The sequence below is a fragment of the Streptomyces sp. NBC_00669 genome, from assembly GCF_036226785.1.
Taxonomy (GTDB): domain Bacteria; phylum Actinomycetota; class Actinomycetes; order Streptomycetales; family Streptomycetaceae; genus Actinacidiphila.
Map to the genome: position 1 here is coordinate 9,397,209 of NZ_CP109018.1, position 15,614 is coordinate 9,412,822.

Genomic DNA, 15,614 nt, shown 5'->3' on the forward strand with positions numbered 1-15,614 from the left:
ACGTGCTTGTGAGCGTTGGGCGCACGGTCGCCGTCTTCGACGACCACGCAGCAGGCGCAAGCCGAAACGAAGGGAGCGGGCCGTGCAGGAGCAACCGCTGATCGTGGTGATGGTGTCGGACGACCCGCGCTGCCGGCCGGTGCTGCGGATGGCGGCGGCGATGGCCTGCCGATACGAGGGGATGGTGCTGCCGGTGCACTTCAGACGGGAGTTCGTGCTGGTGGGCACGCCCGGATTCATTCCGTATCAGGAACCGGGCGCCCACGAGGCGGCCCACGCACGGGTCGCCGCGCAGGTGCGGGAACTGGCCGGACCCCTGTCGGAGTTACGGCTGCGCCAGCTGCACGGCGATCCTGCCGCCGGCCTGGCCCGCGTCGCCCGGGAGGTGCGGGCCGACCTCGTCATGGTCGCTCACCCGCCGTCGTGGCGGGGAGTACTGGCGCGCCGCATGGTCCGCAGGCTGCTGCGCAAGTGCCGGGTCCCCGTGGTCGCGGTACCGGTGGCCGACCGGGAACACACCACGCTGCGGCGGCTGCGTCTGGCAGTGGGGCTTGAGCAGCACTCCACGTCCGCGGATCGGGAACTGACCCGGTTGCTGTCCGCCGGGGGGTACGGCAGGTCGGACGGCTCCAGGAGGCGGCATGGGAGTTGAGCGAGAGCGCGCCCGTTCCGCGGAACAACCGGTGCGACCGTTGACGCTGGCCTGGGTCAGCCGGCACTTGGAGGCCGGCGAGCGGATCGTCGGGAGTGAGGTGTTGCACGGCGGTATCACGGCCGAGATGCGGAAGCTGACCGTCGGCGCGCGGGACGGGCGTACCCGTGACCTGGTGCTGCGGACCTTCGTGGACGTGGAGGACGCGGAGGACTGGCTGGACCGTGAGTCCGTCGCGTTGACCCTGCTCGTGGGGACCGGTGTGCCGGCGCCCGGGCTGATCGCGGTCGACGCGACTGCCGCGCACTGCGAGTTTCCGTCGCTCCTCATGACGTGCCTGCCGGGCCGGACGGTCCTTGAGGACGAGGGAGTGGAGCGGCGCGCTTCTCTGCTCGCCCGTCACCTCGTGGCGATCCATGCGGTACGCCCGGTCGAGCGGGTACGGGGGTATGTGGCGTTGACGACCGCCGACACCGTCGTGGTTCCGGAGGGAGGTGACGCGGCGGTGTGGGCTGCGGCGATCGACGTGATCCGCGGGCCGGTTCCGCGCTGGGAAGGGCGGTTCCTGCACCGGGACTTCCAGCCCGGCAACGTGCTGTTCGACGCGCCGGCGTCAAGTCCGGCAGGCGTCCGGATCGCCGGTGTCGTCGACTGGGCCGGGGCTTGCTGGGGTCCGGCGGACCTCGATGTCGCGCACTGCTGCACCAATCTCGCGCTGCTGCACGGTCCGGCATGGGGGCTGCGGTTCGCCGCGGCGTACGAGGAGGCGGGCGGTGTGCTGGCCGCGGCTGCGAGCGAGCGGTTGTACTGGCTGGTCCGGGACGGGTTGGCGGCGTCGGAAGAGGTGCGGCAGTTCTCGCGGCCGTGGCGGGAGGCGGGGCGGACGGAGCTGACGACGCGAGTGGTGGAGGAACGGCTGGACGCGTATGTCACGATCCTGATGGACACGCTGCGCTGAGCCGACGCGGTCCGGGCCGCGGCCGAGGACGAGGGCTCGGCCGGGCCTGCCCGCTTCCGCCTTGATCGTGAACGGCCGCAGGAGCGCGCCGCCCGACGGGAGGGCCGACACCCATCGGGCGGCGGGCGCGGAACCGGCGGACCCAGCTGACCTACTCGCCCGGCGCCGTCAGGGCGTAGTGCAGCGTCGCGTAGTGCTTCCTGCGGTGCACGAAGGGCACCAGGACCCCGTGCAGGAAGGGGTACTTGTGCGCGAGGGACTTCGCGGCGCGGTCGGCCTCCTCCCCGGTGATCAGGGTGGCCCGCGCCTCGACCGCCGGGCCGGTGGGCTTGCCCCGAACGGTGGACGGCGCGATCTCGACCCGCGGGTTGTTCCGCAGCCGCTTGACCTTCCACGCGGCGTCGTAGGTCCGGAAGAAGGCCCGCTCCCCGTCGACCACGATGTTCACCGGCGTGCCGACGGGCGTGCCGTCCTTCTTGTACGTGGTCAGCAGGATCGTCTTCTGCCGGACGAAGGGTTCGAACGGGGTACGGGTGTGCGTCATCGGATGCCTCCGCTGCTTCTCGCCCGCGGGTGTGCGGGCCTTGCCCAGGTACGACAGGGGCGGCGGTCCCGTTGTGACATCGGCCGGCACCGGCCGGCTCCGATCGGCGTGGGTGCCGTATCCCCGGGGCGCGCGACGCGTCGGCGCCCGCCCGTGCTGCCGGGCGGGCGCCGTCAGGACCGGACGTTTCACCGTGAGCGATGGTCGGTCGCGGTGAGCTACCGGTCGTCGCGCTTGAGGGACTGCATGGAGCGGTCCTCGTCCTCGACGAGGTGCTCGTCACCACGGTCCTTGGTCTCGTCCGCCTCGTGGGCGCCGCTCTCCTTCGAGCGCCGCTCGGCCTCGGCGGCCTGCCGTGCTCGCTGATCCTTGTCGCTGGATTTGTCCATGTCGCTCACTTCCCGATGGGAGTGCGTACTCCACCACCGTATGACCACGACGGGCCGCCCGCCCACCGCGGAATCGGTGAAGGGCGCCCGGCCCCTTGAAGGAGGGGGAGGTGCGGGGCGGGGTGGGGAAACCGGGTCGCCGGGCGGGGGCGGGCTCTGGGAGGGTGGAGGGGTGACGGGATCGTTCGTACCGGGACTCGCGCTCGCCGAGGCGTTCCACGCCGAGATCGTCGGGCCGCTGCTGGATTCCGCGCTGGGACCGGTGCCGTACTCCGCGGGCCTGATCGGCGCCGGCTCCGAGGTGCAGGGGTACGACACCGAGCGCTCCACCGACCACGCCTGGGGCCCGCGGGTGCAGGTCTTCCTCGGCGGCGAGGACTTCCGTGCCCGCGCCGCCGATCTCACCGCGCTGCTGGACCGCGAACTGCCCGAGGCGTTCGGCGGCCACCCGGTGCGCTGGGAGTTCCCGCCCGGGACGCCGGCCCGGCACCGGGTCGACGCCATCGACCTGGGCGCGTACTTCGCCGAGCAGCTCGGCGCGGACCCGGCCGGCGGGGTACCGGTCTCCGCCTGGCTGACGACGCCGACCCAGACCCTGCGCGAACTCACCGCCGGCGCCGTCTTCCACGACGGGCTCGGCCGGCTCGCCGCGTACCGCGAGCAGCTCGCCTGGTACCCGGACGACGTGTGGCGCCACGTTCTCGCCTGCCAGTGGATGCGGCTGTCCCAGGAGGAGCCCTTCGTCGGCCGCTGCGGCGAGGTCGGCGACGAACTCGGCTCCGCGGTGGTGGCCGCCCGCCAGGTCCGCGACCTGATGCGGCTGTGCCTACTGATGCACCGGGTCTACCCGCCCTACGGCAAGTGGCTCGGCACCGCCTTCGCCGCGCTGCCCTGCGCCGCCGACCTCACCCCGCACCTCACCGGCGCGCTGTCCGCCGGCACCTGGCGCGCCCGCGAGCGGCACCTCACGCCCGCCTACGAGGCCGCCGCCGCGCTCCACAACGCCCTCGCCCTCACCGACCCGCTCGACCCCTCGGTCCGGCCCTTCCACGACCGCCCGTTCCTCGTGCTGGACGCCCACCGCTTCACGCACGCGCTCACCGCCACCATCACCGACCCCGCCCTGCGCGCCCGGCCCCCGATCGGCGCCGTCGACCAGTACGTCGACAGCACCGAACTCACCGCGAGCCCGAACGCGGCCCTGCGCCACCGCCACGTCCCCTACGTCCCCTACGCACCGGCCGGCGCCACGGGCACGACGTCCTGACCCGTCCCCCGCACGTACGCCCCTACGCACCCGCAGCGGGCAGCGCGGACGTACTCCGCGCTGCCCGATGCCACGGCACTAGAGCCCCGCGTGGTCGGCCTTGACCTGGTCGCGGAGGAAGTAGTCCTCGATCTCGGCGGGGATCGGCGGCACCTGGACCGCGCCGCCACCGCCGCGGATCGACTCCGTTCCCGCGATCCCCGCTGCCACCGACTGCCGGGCGGCGACCGGGGACGTCATGGTCGGGCCGCCCTCGACCGCGAATCGGACGAACTCGGAGATCAGCATCGGATCGGCCCCGCCGTGGCCGCCCTCGGCCGGAGGCACCTCGATGATCTCGTCGGCCTCTTCACGATAGGCGTCGGAACGCTTGTTCCAGAGCTTGATCGTGCTGCCCTCACCGTCACCGAAGTTCTCCAGCCGGCCCTCGGTGCCGATGACCGTGTAGTTGCGCCAGTAGTCAGGCGTGAAGTGGCACTGCTGGTACGAGGCGAGCACGCCGTTGTGCAGCACGAGGTTCGCCATCGAGATGTCCTCGACGTCGATCTTCGGCGCCAACTCCCGCTGGGCGGTGGGCGGCCAGTTGTTCGTGTCGTACCAGTCCCACATCCGGCGCCCGGAGTTGTCCTGCCGATCGGTGATGTCGCCGTACACGCTCAACGACCCGATGGCCGACACGCTCGTCGCGTAGCCGCCGGCCAGCCAGTGGATGATGTCGATGTCGTGGGCGCCCTTCTGCAGCAGCAGCCCGGTGGACTTGGTCCGGTCGGCGTGCCAGTCCTTGAAGTAGAAGTCGCCGCCCGCGGAGACGAAGTGCCGGCACCAGACGGCCTTGACCTGGCCGATCCGGCCGGCCAGGATCGCGTCCCGCATGGCCTTGATCACCGGCATGTGCCGCATGTTGTGCCCGATGTAGAGCCGGGTCCCGGTGCGGTAGGCCGTCTCCAGGATCAGGTCCGCGCTCTCGATGGTGATCGCCATCGGCTTTTCCAGGAACGTCGGCACCCCCGCCTCCAACGTCCGGACCGCATGCTCGGCGTGCAGGTGGTCGGGGGTCAGCACCATCACGGCGTCGAGATCGAGGGCCAGCAACTCGTCGATGTCGGCCGTCACCTGGACGCCGTCGCCGATCTTCTCCACCGCGTCGGTGCGGCCGCGCTCGTCGCTGTCGCAGACGGCGACCACCCGCGAGCCGTTCCCCGGGTTGTGGGCGTAGCGCCACAGGCTCGACCTGAGGCCGAAACCGATGATGCCGATGCGTGCGTCCATGTGCGATGACTCCTCGTTGCATAGCTTGGTGACCGGAACGGCCACCGGGGTACGCGCCGGATGCGGCGGCCGGTCGGTCGCCGCACCCGCGCGATACGCGTCAGTTGCTGGTCTTGCAGGTGATCTGGGTGCGGTAGATCTGCATGTCGCCACCGGCGGAGTGCGGCTTCAGGCACGCGTCGTGCGCGATGTACATCACCTGGTAGTACAGGGGCTGGATGACCTGGTCGGCGAGGATCGAGTCCTCCGCGGCCCGCCAGTGCCGATCGGCGTCGGCCGGGCTCTTCGCCGCCCATGCCTGGGTGACCTCCGAGGACGCCGTCGCGTTGGTGTACTTCAGCCGGTAGTTGGCGTCGACCATGACGGAGGCCACCCACTCCGACGCGCTCGGGAACGACGAACCCCACAGGGCGATGCTCGGCCCGTCCAGGGCGTAGTTGTTGGTGTCCGCGCCGAGTGCGGCTGTCGGCCTGGGCCGCGGCTCGACGTTCAGCCCGATCCTCTTCGCCTCGTTGGAGATGGCCAGCGCCGCGGCGGCGAACGTGGTGTCCGACGAGTCGTAGAGCAGCGGGATGGTGCCCTTGAAGCCCGACCGTTCGAGCAGCTTCTTGGCACCGGCGGGGTCGAAGCCGCACGTCGAGCCGCATGCGTCCGGGCGGTAGGCGGACACCGAGTTCGGCATGAGCGAGCGGGCTGCCTGGCTGGAGCCGAGGAAGAGGTGCTTGGAGATGGCGTCCCGGTCGACGATCATCGAGAACGCCTCACGGACCTCCTTGGGGTACTTCTTGTCCAGGTAGGTCGGCCAGGTGATGTAGGTCTCCAGCGTGTTCTTGGCGATGGGTGTCAGGCCCTTGTCGCCGAGCGCGTTCTTGCCCTGGGCGACGAGGCCCGGAGGCAGGCTGCGCAGCACGTCGGTGTTGCCGGCGACCACGTCCTGGTAGGCGGTGTTGGGGTCGTTGTAGACCCGGAACGTGATCTTCTTCGCCGCGCCCTCGGGTATCCAGCCCTTGTAGTCCTTGCGCCGCTCCACCACCGCCTGGAACTGCGGGTTCAGCTTGGTGAGGACGTAGGGGCCGTTGGTGACGGGCTTCTTGTCGTAGGCGATCGGGTTCTTGAACGCCGACTCCGGCATGGGGCAGAAGGGCAGCGTGGCCAGCATGTAGGGCAGGTCGTTGTTCGGGCTGTCCGTGGTCAGGGTGAAGGTGCTCTTGTCGATCACCTTCAGCCCCGACAGCGTGGTCCTCTTGGCCTTGCCCTTCGCCGGGTTCAGCTCCGGGTACCCCCGCACGTGCTCGTAGGCGTAGTTGCTGGCCATCGCGTGGGAACCGAGTGCGGTGAAGTTGAAGGAGTCGACCCAGGTCTGCGCGGTGATCGGCGTGCCGTCGGAGAAGGTCCGGCCGGGGGCGACCTTGATCGTCCAGGTGACCTGGTCGGGGCTGCTGACGCTCTGGGCCCCGTCCATCTGGACCTTGCCGGCGTCGTCGATCCTGGTCAGCCCCTCACACAGGGCCATGCCGATCTGGCTGCTGGGGTTCTGCGGGCCGGTGATCCGGGCGATCGTCCCCGTCTGCACGGCGGTGATGGCACCCGACCGGATGCCGTCGCCCGAGGTGCCGTTGAGGCTGCCGCAGCCGGTGAGAGCTGCCGAGGCGGCTAGGACCGTGACTGCGGCGACGACGGTGTTGGCGACTCTCAATGCGGTTCCTCTCGGGGGTACGGACCCCGGTATGAGCAGGGGGCCAGGCAGGCGGAGGTGTCAGGAAGCCCGGTAGGGCAGCCCGACACGGGAGGCACGCACGTCCTCGGCGCGCAGGCAGGCCGCCCGGTGGCCGGTGCCGACCTCGGTGAGCGCGGGGAGGGTCTCGGCGCACTCGGCGACGGCGGTGTAGCAGCGGGTGTGGAACGGGCAGCCCGGCGGCGGGTCGATCGGCGACGGCGGATCGCCCTCCAGCACGACGCGGTCGATCCGGTGCCCGGGCGGCAGCCTCTTCGGCACCGCCGACAGCAGCGCCCGGGTGTACGGGTGGGCCGAGGTGCCGTAGACCGCGTCGCACGGTCCTTCCTCGACGATCTTCCCGAGGTACATCGTGACGATCCGGTCGGACATGTGCTGGACCACGTCGAGGTCGTGCGCGATGAAGATGATCGTCAGACCGTGCTTCTCCTTGAGCCGGTTCAGCAGGTTCAGCACCTGCGCCCGGACGGAGATGTCCAGGGCGGACACGGGCTCGTCGCAGACCAGCAGGTCGGGGCCGAGCGCCAGGGCCCGGGCGATGCCCACCCGCTGGAGCTGGCCGCCGGAGCACTCGTGCGGGTACTTGTCCGCGTGTGCCGGGTCCAGGCCCACGTCGGCCAGCAGCTCGTCGACCCGTTGCGGGATCTGCTGCTTGGGCAACAGCCTGTGGGCGAGGATGCCCTCGGCGACCGAGTCGCGGATCGTACGGCGGGGGTCGAGCGAGGCGAACGGGTCCTGGAAGATCAGCTGGACGCCCCGGTGGAAGGCGCTCGTCTCCGCGCGGCTCATCTCCGCGAGGTCGCGTCCCTTCCAGAGCACGCGCCCTGACGCCGGCCGCTCCAGCCCGACGATCAGCTTGGCGAGCGACGACTTCCCGCAGCCGGACTCGCCGACCAGGCCGACGGTCTCACCGGGCGCCACGTCCAGCGTCACGCCGTCGACCGCGCGGACCGTGCCCGTCTGCCGGGCACCGAACTTCGCGCTCTTGGGTTTGTACGCCTGCCTGACGTCCTCAAGCGCCAGCAGCCTGGTATTCATCCATGGCCTCCTTCCAGTGATGGCACGCTGCCGTGCGGTCGGCGGACACCTGGAGCTCGTGCGGAGCCTTGGTCCGGCACAGGTCGGTGGCGAACCGGCAGCGGGGGTGGAATCCGCATCCGCTCGGCCGGTTCGCCAGTTGGGGCGGCAGTCCCGGGATGGTCGGCAGGTCCGCGCCCCGGTGCTCCGGTCCGGGGATCGAGCCGAGCAGGCCGATGGTGTACGGGTGGGCCGGCCGGTCCAGGAGCTCCGCGATCGGTGCCTGCTCGACCGCGCCGCCGGCGTACATCACCAGGGCCTCCTCGGCGATGTGGGCGGCGACGCCGAGGTCGTGCGTGATGAGCATGAGGCTCATGTCGCGCTCCTGCTGGAGCTCCGCGAGCAGGTCGAGGATCTGCGCCTGGACGGTGACGTCGAGCGCGGTGGTCGGCTCGTCGGCGATGAGGAGCTTGGGCTCCAGGGCCAGCGCCATGGCGATCATGATCCGCTGCCGCATCCCGCCGGAGAACTGGAACGGGTAGTCCCTGGCCCGGTTCGCGGCGTCCGGGATCTTGACCGCCTTCATCATGTCGATGGCGGCGGTCTCCGCGTCACGCCGACCGGCGCCGCGGTGGATGCGGTACAGCTCGGCGATCTGCCGGACCACCGGCACCACCGGGTTCAGCGCCGACAGCGCGTCCTGGAAGACCATGGCGATCTCGGCCCCCTGCACCTTGCGGAACGCCTTGGGCGACAGGCCCAGCAGGTCGGTTCCGTCGAGCAGGATCTGTCCGCCGGTGATCCGCGCGGGCGGTGTCGGCAGGATGCCCATGATCGCCTTGGCGGTGATGCTCTTGCCGCATCCCGACTCGCCCAGCACGGCCAGGGTAGAGCCCCGGGCGATGCTGAAGCTGAGGTCCTGGACGGCCGGCAACCGGCGCTCGCCGGAGCGGAATTCGATGCCCAGGTTCTTGACCTCGAGCAGTGGGTTGCTCATCAACGCCCCCTGGGATCGAGCACGTCACGCAGGTTCTCGCCCAACACGACGAAGGCGAGCGTGGTCAGGCCGAGCATTCCGGCCGGGAAGAACATCAGGTGCGGGGCGACCTGCCAGTTGCCGTCCGTACTGGCCGCCGCGATCTGGACGCCCCAGGAGAACGCCGGCAGCTTGATGCCGACACCAAGGATGGAGAAGGCCGCCTCGGCCGTCATGGCGGCGCCGACGCTGAGGGTCGACATCACGACCAGGGGAGTGATCGCGTTGGGGATGACATGCCGGCGCAGGATTCCCCAGTGCCGGACGCCCAGCACCCGGGCGGCCTGGACGTACTCCAGCTGCTTGATCTGGAGCACCGAACCGCGCAGGTACCGCATCGTTCCGGCCCAGCTGAAGAGCACCAGCACGAAGACGATGGTCCACACGGTCCGCGACTTGAACTGGTAGAGGATCACCAGGCTGGCGATCCCGACCGGCACACCCAGGACGATGTCGGCGGTGCGGGAGATGACGGTGTCCACGGCGCCGCCGAAGTACCCCGCCAGTGCACCGGCGATCATCGCGATGAAGAACGTGAAGATCGCCACCAGCAGGCCGACCTCCAGGGAGATCCGCGCTCCGTGGACGACGTTGGAGAAGTAGTCGCAGCCCTGCATGTCGTAGCCGAACGGATGCCCGGATCGGGGGCCTAGCCGGGAGTCGACGAGGGAGCAGTCCCGCGGGTCGGTGTGGGTGAACAGCCCCGGTACGGCGGCCATCGCCGCGACCAGCGCGATGATGAGCACGGACAGGATGAAGAACGGCTGCCGGCGGGTGCGGAGCAGCCCCTGCGTCACCAGCCCGGGGCGCTTCCCGCCGCGCTGCGGGGGAGCGGACGGCTCGGGTTTGGCTCCGGTCGCGACCAGAGCCTCGATGGCATCAGACATGGCGGACCCTCGGGTCGATGATCGGATAGAGCAGGTCGACCACCAGGGCGGTGACCAGGTAGAAGAGCAGCAGGAACACCGAGACGCCGACGACGACCGGCCCCTGCTGCTGGGAGATCGCGGTGGCGAGGGTGCCGCCGAGACCGGGCAGGTTGAAGATGGACTCGATCAGCACCGAACCGCCCAGCAGGCTGGCCAGGCTCAGCCCGAGGTAGGTCACCACCGGCAGGAACGCGTTCCGTAGAGCGTGCAGCCAGATCACCCGGCCGGGAGAGGCGCCCTTGGCCCGCGCCGTCGTGATGTAGTCCGCCTTCAGGACGTCGACCAGGCTGGTCCGGGTCAGCCTCGCCAGCGGCGCCGCGGTCTCCAGCGCCAGTACCAGGGCCGGCATGATGAACGCCTTCGGGTAGCCCGCCTGGACACCGGCTATCGGCAGCAGGTGCCCCTTGATACCGATCAGGTACTGGGAGAAGTAGGCGACGAGGAAACCCGGTACGGCGAGGAAGACGACCGTGAAGAACAGGTTGAACTTCTCGGGCATGCCGTCCTTGCGCAGCCCGGCCCAGACCCCCAGCAGCACACCGATGACGATCTTCAACACGAAGGCCGACAGCGCGAGCGCCAAGGTGTAGGGGAAGGCGGTCTTGATCAGCGCGGTGACCGAGTTGTCGTTGAAGTCGTATCCGAAATTGCCGTGCAGCACGTTGTCGAGGTACTTCCCGTACTGCACGAAGAAGGGGTCGTCCAGGTTGTACTGCTTGCGGATCGCGGCGATGCTCGACGGCGAGAGCCGCTTGTTGCCGCCGGCCAGCGCCAGCACCGGGTCACCGGGTACCAGGAAGACCAGCAGATAGATCAGGAGCGTCGAACCGATGACGGTCGGGATCATGTACAGCACTCGCGTGATCGTGTACCTCAGCACCGAGGTTCCTCCTGGTTCGTGCTGGTGAAGTAAGTGACGAGATCCGCGGGGGGCGGCTCGACGCGGCAGCGCTCGCCCTCACGCAGAAGCGAGAGCCGGATCGCGTGTACCGTTGCCACCGCCTCGCGCGCCTCCCGGACCGAGCGGGTGGGGCCGGCCGTCACCGCCCGTACGTCCAGCGGGTCTTCGGGCGGCGGTGGGGGCAGCGGGGCGGACGGGTCGGCGCGGGCCCCGGTCGGGTCCGTCGTCCGCTCTCCGGCCTCCGCTGCGGTCGCGGTGAGCCAGACCTGGTCGCCGTCGCTCTCCAGGCGGCCGGTCGTCCCGACGACGGTGTAGTAGCGCCGATCCGGACCCGCGCCCCACCCGCGCATGTAGCCGGCCGGCACACCGTTGTCCAGCACGAACGCGATCATCGAGAGCCGCGGTTCGTCACCGGTGGCCCGGTCAGGGCGGGGGAGGGACGCGACGGCGCTGAGGTGCTCGGTCGTGCCACCCGACAGCCAGTGGATGACGTCGACGTCGAGAGCGAGCTGATCGTCCGTCACGTGGACGTCGGTCCCGGTGAGGTGCCGGCACCAGATGGCGTTGACGTCCCCGACGAGGCCGTCGGCGATGCAGCGCTTGAGCGTACGGACCGCCGGAGATCTGCGCGGCGCGTGGTCGACGCGCATCGGTGCGCCGGTCCGCCGGGCCACCTCCAGCAGTTCGTCCAGCGCGGCCGGCGAGTCGGCCGGCGGCGCCGCGAGCGTGACGGCGATCCCGCGCTCCAGCACGGCCTTCGCTGCCTCGACCCGCTCCGGGCCGGGCAGATCGATGAACACGTGCTCCGGTGCGATGCCGAGTGCCATCACCTCGGACACCCCGGCGTGGTTGCGGACTCCACTCGCCAGCGGTGACGCCCTGACCGCTTCGCCCAGCGCACCGCCGCCGTCCAGCAAGGCGATCCGCGGGTGGCTCACGGGGAGCCCGGCGCCGGAGGCGAGGTCGGGGTCCACCCGCGGCGGCGCCACTTCCTCGGTGCCGTAGATCGCGCCGGAGAAGCTCTCGAAGGCCCGGTGAACGGCGCCGACACACACCCCGTGCCGGCCGAGGGAGGTCGGGGTGATCACGACGTCGAGCTCGCCCGCGCCGTCGGTGAACTCGCCCACCGCGGTGGCCAGGTCCGAGGCGATCAGGTCCCCGAAACGGGCGAGTTCGCCCCCCAGCACGACCACGTCGGGGTCGACGGCGAGCACGAGCGCACCGATGGCCGGGGTCATGGCGGACACCAGCGCCTGCTGCGTCCTGCGGCCTTCCGCGTCCGTGGGGTCCGCGCGCAACCGCTCCAGCGGCCGCGCGATCTGGGACACGGCCTCGTTCAGCGGCCCGACGGGAAACTCGATGTCGCTGAACGACCGGAGCAGGCCGACCTCGCCGGCGCTGTTGTGGCGCCCGCGAAGCACCGCGCCGTCGACCGTTATCCGAGCCGAGACATGGTGCCAGGTGAGCGCGTAGACGCCGGTCCCGGCTCCCTCCAGGGCACCGAAACACGACTCGGCCGCAGCGGCGAGCGACAGGTCGTTGTCGACGATCACGGGGACGCCCAGCAGCGCCGTGAACCGGTCCTGGAGGTTGGTGCCGTTCCAGGACCTGACCGGCGATGTCAGGGCCTCGCCGCTCGGCGTCACCAGCCCCGCGGTGCCGATACCGACCGCCCGCAGATCGGCCCGGGTGAAGCCGGCCCGACCGAGGGCGTCGTCGACGACGGAGACCACCCGGCTCGGATCGGGCCGCGCGTCGCTGCACGTGGGCTGCCCCGACGAGCCCATCGCGAGGGTGCGGCCCGCCAGATCGGTGAGCAGGACCTGCATCTCGGAGGCGCTCAGATCGACGCCGACGACGACGCCCGTCTCGGCGCGGAACCTCGATTGCCTGGCGGGACGGCCACCCGTCTCACCGTGCTGGACCTGGTCCGCCTCGGCCTCGACGAGGCCGTCGGAGGTGAGGTCCGCCAGAGCGGCCTCCACCGTCGGCCTGGAGAGGCGCGCGCGGGCGGCGATCTCGGCGATGGTCGCCCGGCCCAGATCCCGGATCGCGGCAATACAGAGCGCACGCGAGCCGATCGTGCGCTTGCCGTCCGAATTCGCCACTTTTCTCGTCCTTGCCTTCGCCGGCTGCCCGACACTCGGGTTTCACAGCAGCTTTCATATTGGTTAAGAAGGCTGTTGCGCAAGAGATTCGGGCCAGTCTTTCGGCAGGTCAAGACCCTGTCCGGCATGTGGACTTCCGCTGCGGGGGCGGCGAAGACACCCTTGTGAGTCGATGCGGTGAATCATCGGACATGCGAATCCATGGGCGTTTTGGGACGTGTGGGCCCGCGCGTTTTCGCCCCCGCGCGCGGCGTGGGCGTATTCAAGGATATTGAGGTGAATAGTCCGTATTTCGCTCGGCCGGCGCGATCATGAAGCCCAGCTTGGGTGGGGCTTAAGAAACCCTCGATGGACCCGGCGCGGCACGGGGCGGAAAGGTGGGATCGCCACGGCGGTCACGTCGCGGTGATCCCACCCAGCTCAGGAGAGTCCGCCGGTGAAGGCACTTGTGAAAGCGAAGGCGGAGCCCGGCCTGTGGCTCACGGACGTGCCCGAGCCCGCGCTCGGCCCGGGCGAGGTCCTGATCAAGGTGCTGCGCACCGGCATCTGCGGCACCGACCTGCACATCCGGGCGTACGACGGATGGGCGCAGCAGGCGATCCGCACCCCGCTGGTGCTGGGCCACGAGTTCGTCGGCGACGTCGTCGAGGTCGCGCCCGGCGTGACCGGCATCGCCGCGGGCGACCGGGTCAGTGGTGAGGGGCACCTGGTCTGCGGCACCTGCCGCAACTGCCTGGCCGGACGCCGGCACCTGTGCCGCAGCACCGTCGGCCTGGGCATCGGCCGGGACGGCGCGTTCGCCGAGTACGTGACGCTGCCGGCCGCCAACGTGTGGGTGCACCGGGTGCCGGTGGACCCGGACGTCGCCGCGATCTTCGACCCGTTCGGCAACGCCGTGCACACCGCGCTGTCCTTCCCGCTCGTCGGCGAGGACGTGCTGATCACCGGGGCCGGCCCGATCGGGATCATGGCGGCTGCGGTCGCCCGGCACGCGGGCGCCCGCAACGTGGTGATCACCGATGTCAGCCCGTTCCGGCTGGAGTTGGCGGAGCGGGTCGGGGTGAGCCTCGCGGTGGACGTGCGCACCTCCACGATCGAGGAGGGCCAGCGCGCGCTGGGGCTGCGCGAGGGCTTCGACGTCGGCCTGGAGATGTCCGGCCGCCCCGAGGCACTGCGCAGCATGGTGGCGAACATGACCCACGGCGGCAAGATCGCCCTGCTCGGCCTGCCGGCCGAGGAGTTCGCCGTCGACTTCGCCCGGATCGTCACGTCGATGATCACCCTCAAGGGGATCTACGGGCGGGAGATGTACGAGACCTGGTACGCCATGTCGGTGCTGCTCGAAGGGGGTCTCGACCTCAGCCCGGTGATCACCGGCCGCTACTCGTACCAGGACTTCGACGAGGCGTTCGACGACGCGGCGAGCGGGCGCTGCGGCAAGGTCATCCTCGACTGGACCGCCTGAGCGCTCCGGCCGTACGTCCCGCGCCGCCCGCCGTACCCGCACCGCGCCATGTCCCGAACTCCGGGACCCGCACCCGCACTTGCCCCCTCGCCCCCGGCTCCCGCCCCTCGCCTCAAGGAGACCCTCCCGATGCTCGACTCCGTCCGCGCGGATCTGCGCGCCACCCTCGACGAGATCCGCACCGCCGGTCTGCACAAGCCCGAGCGCGTCATCGGCACACCGCAGAGCGCCACCGTCGAGGTGACCGCGGGCGGCCGCCCCGGCGAGGTGCTGAACTTCTGCGCCAACAACTACCTGGGCCTGGCCGACCACCCCGACGTGGTGGCCGCGGCGAAGGACGCGCTGGACCGCTGGGGATACGGCATGGCCTCCGTGCGGTTCATCTGCGGCACCCAGGAGGTGCACAAGGAGCTGGAGTCCCGGCTGTCGGCGTTCCTCGGCATGGAGGACACGATCCTGTACAGCTCGTGCTTCGACGCCAACGGCGGCGTCTTCGAGACGCTGCTGGACGAGCGGGACGCGGTGATCTCCGACGCGCTCAACCACGCCAGCATCATCGACGGCATCCGGCTGTCCAAGGCCCGCCGGCTGCGCTACGCCAACCGGGACATGGCCGAGCTGGAGCAGCGGCTCAAGGAGGCGGGTGACGCGCGCCGCAAGCTGATCGTCACCGACGGCGTGTTCTCCATGGACGGCTTCGTCGCCCCGCTGGACGAGATCTGCGACCTGGCCGACCGCTACGGGGCCATGGTGATGGTGGACGACTCGCACGCGGTGGGCTTCGTCGGCCCCGGCGGGCGCGGCACCCACGAACTGCACGGCGTGATGGACCGGATCGACATCCTCACCGGCACCCTCGGCAAGGCGCTCGGCGGCGCCTCCGGCGGCTACGTCGCCGCCCGCGCCGAGATCGTGGCGCTGCTGCGCCAGCGCTCCCGGCCGTACCTGTTCTCCAACTCCCTCGCCCCGGTGATCGCGGCCGCCTCCCTGAAGGTGCTCGACCTGCTGGAGGACGAGTCCGAGGCGGGACCGGGACCGCTGCTGCGGGCCCGGCTCCAGGAGAACACCGCGCTGTTCCGGGAGCGGATGACCCAGGAGGGCTTCGAGCTCGCGCCGGGCGGCCACCCGATCGTCCCGGTCATGATCGGCGACGCCGAACAGGCCGGGCGGCTGGCCGACCTGCTGCTGGAGCACGCCGTCTACGCGATCGGCTTCTCCTACCCGGTGGTGCCGCACGGCAAGGCCCGGATCAGGGTGCAGCTGTCCGCGAGCCACTCCGCCGAGGACGTCGAGCGGGCCGTCGCGGCATTCGTGGCCGCCCGGGAGTCCCTGGCAGGATGACCA

At 70.7% G+C, this 15,614-nt stretch carries 14 protein-coding genes; 5 read left to right on the top strand and 9 right to left on the bottom strand.

Annotated elements, in window-relative coordinates; translation table 11 throughout:
* Positions 1-82: 82 nt before the first annotated feature.
* A complete protein-coding gene (locus OG896_RS39480) occupies positions 83-652 on the top strand; it encodes a universal stress protein (protein WP_329373295.1) in 570 nt (189 codons plus the stop codon).
* A complete protein-coding gene (locus OG896_RS39485; RefSeq protein WP_329373297.1) occupies positions 642-1,610 on the top strand; it encodes a phosphotransferase family protein in 969 nt (322 codons plus the stop codon). The genes OG896_RS39480 and OG896_RS39485 overlap by 11 nt, the downstream gene beginning before the upstream one ends.
* A gap of 151 nt (positions 1,611-1,761) precedes the next feature.
* Here the strand turns inward: OG896_RS39485 and OG896_RS39490 are convergent, their stop codons facing one another.
* Positions 1,762-2,154 (bottom strand): PPOX class F420-dependent oxidoreductase, encoded by a 393-nt coding sequence (locus OG896_RS39490; RefSeq protein ID WP_329373299.1) that lies wholly within the window; start codon positions 2,152-2,154, stop codon positions 1,762-1,764.
* Between the two features lie 218 nt (positions 2,155-2,372).
* A complete protein-coding gene (locus OG896_RS39495; protein ID WP_329373301.1) occupies positions 2,373-2,543 on the bottom strand; it encodes a hypothetical protein in 171 nt (56 codons plus the stop codon).
* Positions 2,544-2,715: 172 nt separating this feature from the next.
* Here OG896_RS39495 and OG896_RS39500 point away from each other — a divergent pair, with 172 nt between their 5' ends.
* Positions 2,716-3,810, top strand: coding sequence for a DUF4037 domain-containing protein (locus tag OG896_RS39500; protein WP_329373303.1), 1,095 nt, complete (start codon positions 2,716-2,718; stop codon positions 3,808-3,810).
* A 78-nt stretch (positions 3,811-3,888) separates the two neighbouring features.
* Here OG896_RS39500 and OG896_RS39505 read toward each other — a convergent pair whose 3' ends face one another.
* From OG896_RS39505 to OG896_RS39535, 7 genes are all read right to left on the bottom strand, one after another.
* Entirely contained in the window at positions 3,889-5,079 is a 1,191-nt protein-coding gene (locus tag OG896_RS39505; protein ID WP_329373305.1) for a Gfo/Idh/MocA family protein, read from the bottom strand.
* A 100-nt stretch (positions 5,080-5,179) separates the two neighbouring features.
* On the bottom strand, positions 5,180-6,775 hold the full coding sequence (locus OG896_RS39510; RefSeq protein ID WP_329373307.1) for a peptide ABC transporter substrate-binding protein: 1,596 nt from the start codon (positions 6,773-6,775) through the stop codon (positions 5,180-5,182).
* Positions 6,776-6,835: 60 nt separating this feature from the next.
* Positions 6,836-7,852 (bottom strand): ABC transporter ATP-binding protein, encoded by a 1,017-nt coding sequence (locus OG896_RS39515; RefSeq protein ID WP_329373309.1) that lies wholly within the window; start codon positions 7,850-7,852, stop codon positions 6,836-6,838.
* On the bottom strand, positions 7,827-8,828 hold the full coding sequence (locus OG896_RS39520; protein WP_329373311.1) for an ABC transporter ATP-binding protein: 1,002 nt from the start codon (positions 8,826-8,828) through the stop codon (positions 7,827-7,829). The genes OG896_RS39515 and OG896_RS39520 overlap by 26 nt, the downstream gene beginning before the upstream one ends.
* Complete coding sequence (locus OG896_RS39525) at positions 8,828-9,754, bottom strand: ABC transporter permease (protein ID WP_329373314.1); 927 nt, start codon at positions 9,752-9,754, stop codon at positions 8,828-8,830. The genes OG896_RS39520 and OG896_RS39525 overlap by 1 nt, the downstream gene beginning before the upstream one ends.
* Positions 9,747-10,643 carry an ABC transporter permease gene (locus OG896_RS39530; protein WP_329374575.1) on the bottom strand — a complete coding sequence of 299 codons (897 nt, stop codon included), beginning with the start codon at positions 10,641-10,643 and terminating at the stop codon, positions 9,747-9,749. Before OG896_RS39530 ends, OG896_RS39525 begins: the two co-directional genes overlap by 8 nt.
* A gap of 26 nt (positions 10,644-10,669) precedes the next feature.
* Positions 10,670-12,805 carry an ROK family protein gene (locus OG896_RS39535; protein ID WP_329373316.1) on the bottom strand — a complete coding sequence of 712 codons (2,136 nt, stop codon included), beginning with the start codon at positions 12,803-12,805 and terminating at the stop codon, positions 10,670-10,672.
* Positions 12,806-13,241: 436 nt separating this feature from the next.
* Between OG896_RS39535 and tdh the strand changes: the two genes are divergently transcribed.
* Together tdh and OG896_RS39545 are read left to right on the top strand one after the other, a co-directional pair.
* Positions 13,242-14,270, top strand: coding sequence for an L-threonine 3-dehydrogenase (tdh, locus tag OG896_RS39540; RefSeq protein WP_329373318.1), 1,029 nt, complete (start codon positions 13,242-13,244; stop codon positions 14,268-14,270).
* A 129-nt stretch (positions 14,271-14,399) separates the two neighbouring features.
* Positions 14,400-15,611, top strand: coding sequence for a glycine C-acetyltransferase (locus OG896_RS39545; RefSeq protein ID WP_329373319.1), 1,212 nt, complete (start codon positions 14,400-14,402; stop codon positions 15,609-15,611).
* Positions 15,612-15,614: the final 3 nt, after the last annotated feature.

Coding starts and splice junctions, on each gene's coding strand:
- OG896_RS39485 (WP_329373297.1), top strand. CDS start 642: ATGGGAGTTGAGCGAGAGCGCGCCCGTTCCGCGGAACAACCGGTGCGA.
- OG896_RS39490 (WP_329373299.1), bottom strand. CDS start 2,154: ATGACGCACACCCGTACCCCGTTCGAACCCTTCGTCCGGCAGAAGACG.
- OG896_RS39495 (WP_329373301.1), bottom strand. CDS start 2,543: ATGGACAAATCCAGCGACAAGGATCAGCGAGCACGGCAGGCCGCCGAG.
- OG896_RS39505 (WP_329373305.1), bottom strand. CDS start 5,079: ATGGACGCACGCATCGGCATCATCGGTTTCGGCCTCAGGTCGAGCCTG.
- OG896_RS39515 (WP_329373309.1), bottom strand. CDS start 7,852: ATGAATACCAGGCTGCTGGCGCTTGAGGACGTCAGGCAGGCGTACAAA.
- OG896_RS39520 (WP_329373311.1), bottom strand. CDS start 8,828: ATGAGCAACCCACTGCTCGAGGTCAAGAACCTGGGCATCGAATTCCGC.
- OG896_RS39525 (WP_329373314.1), bottom strand. CDS start 9,754: ATGTCTGATGCCATCGAGGCTCTGGTCGCGACCGGAGCCAAACCCGAG.
- OG896_RS39530 (WP_329374575.1), bottom strand. CDS start 10,643: ATGATCCCGACCGTCATCGGTTCGACGCTCCTGATCTATCTGCTGGTC.
- OG896_RS39545 (WP_329373319.1), top strand. CDS start 14,400: ATGCTCGACTCCGTCCGCGCGGATCTGCGCGCCACCCTCGACGAGATC.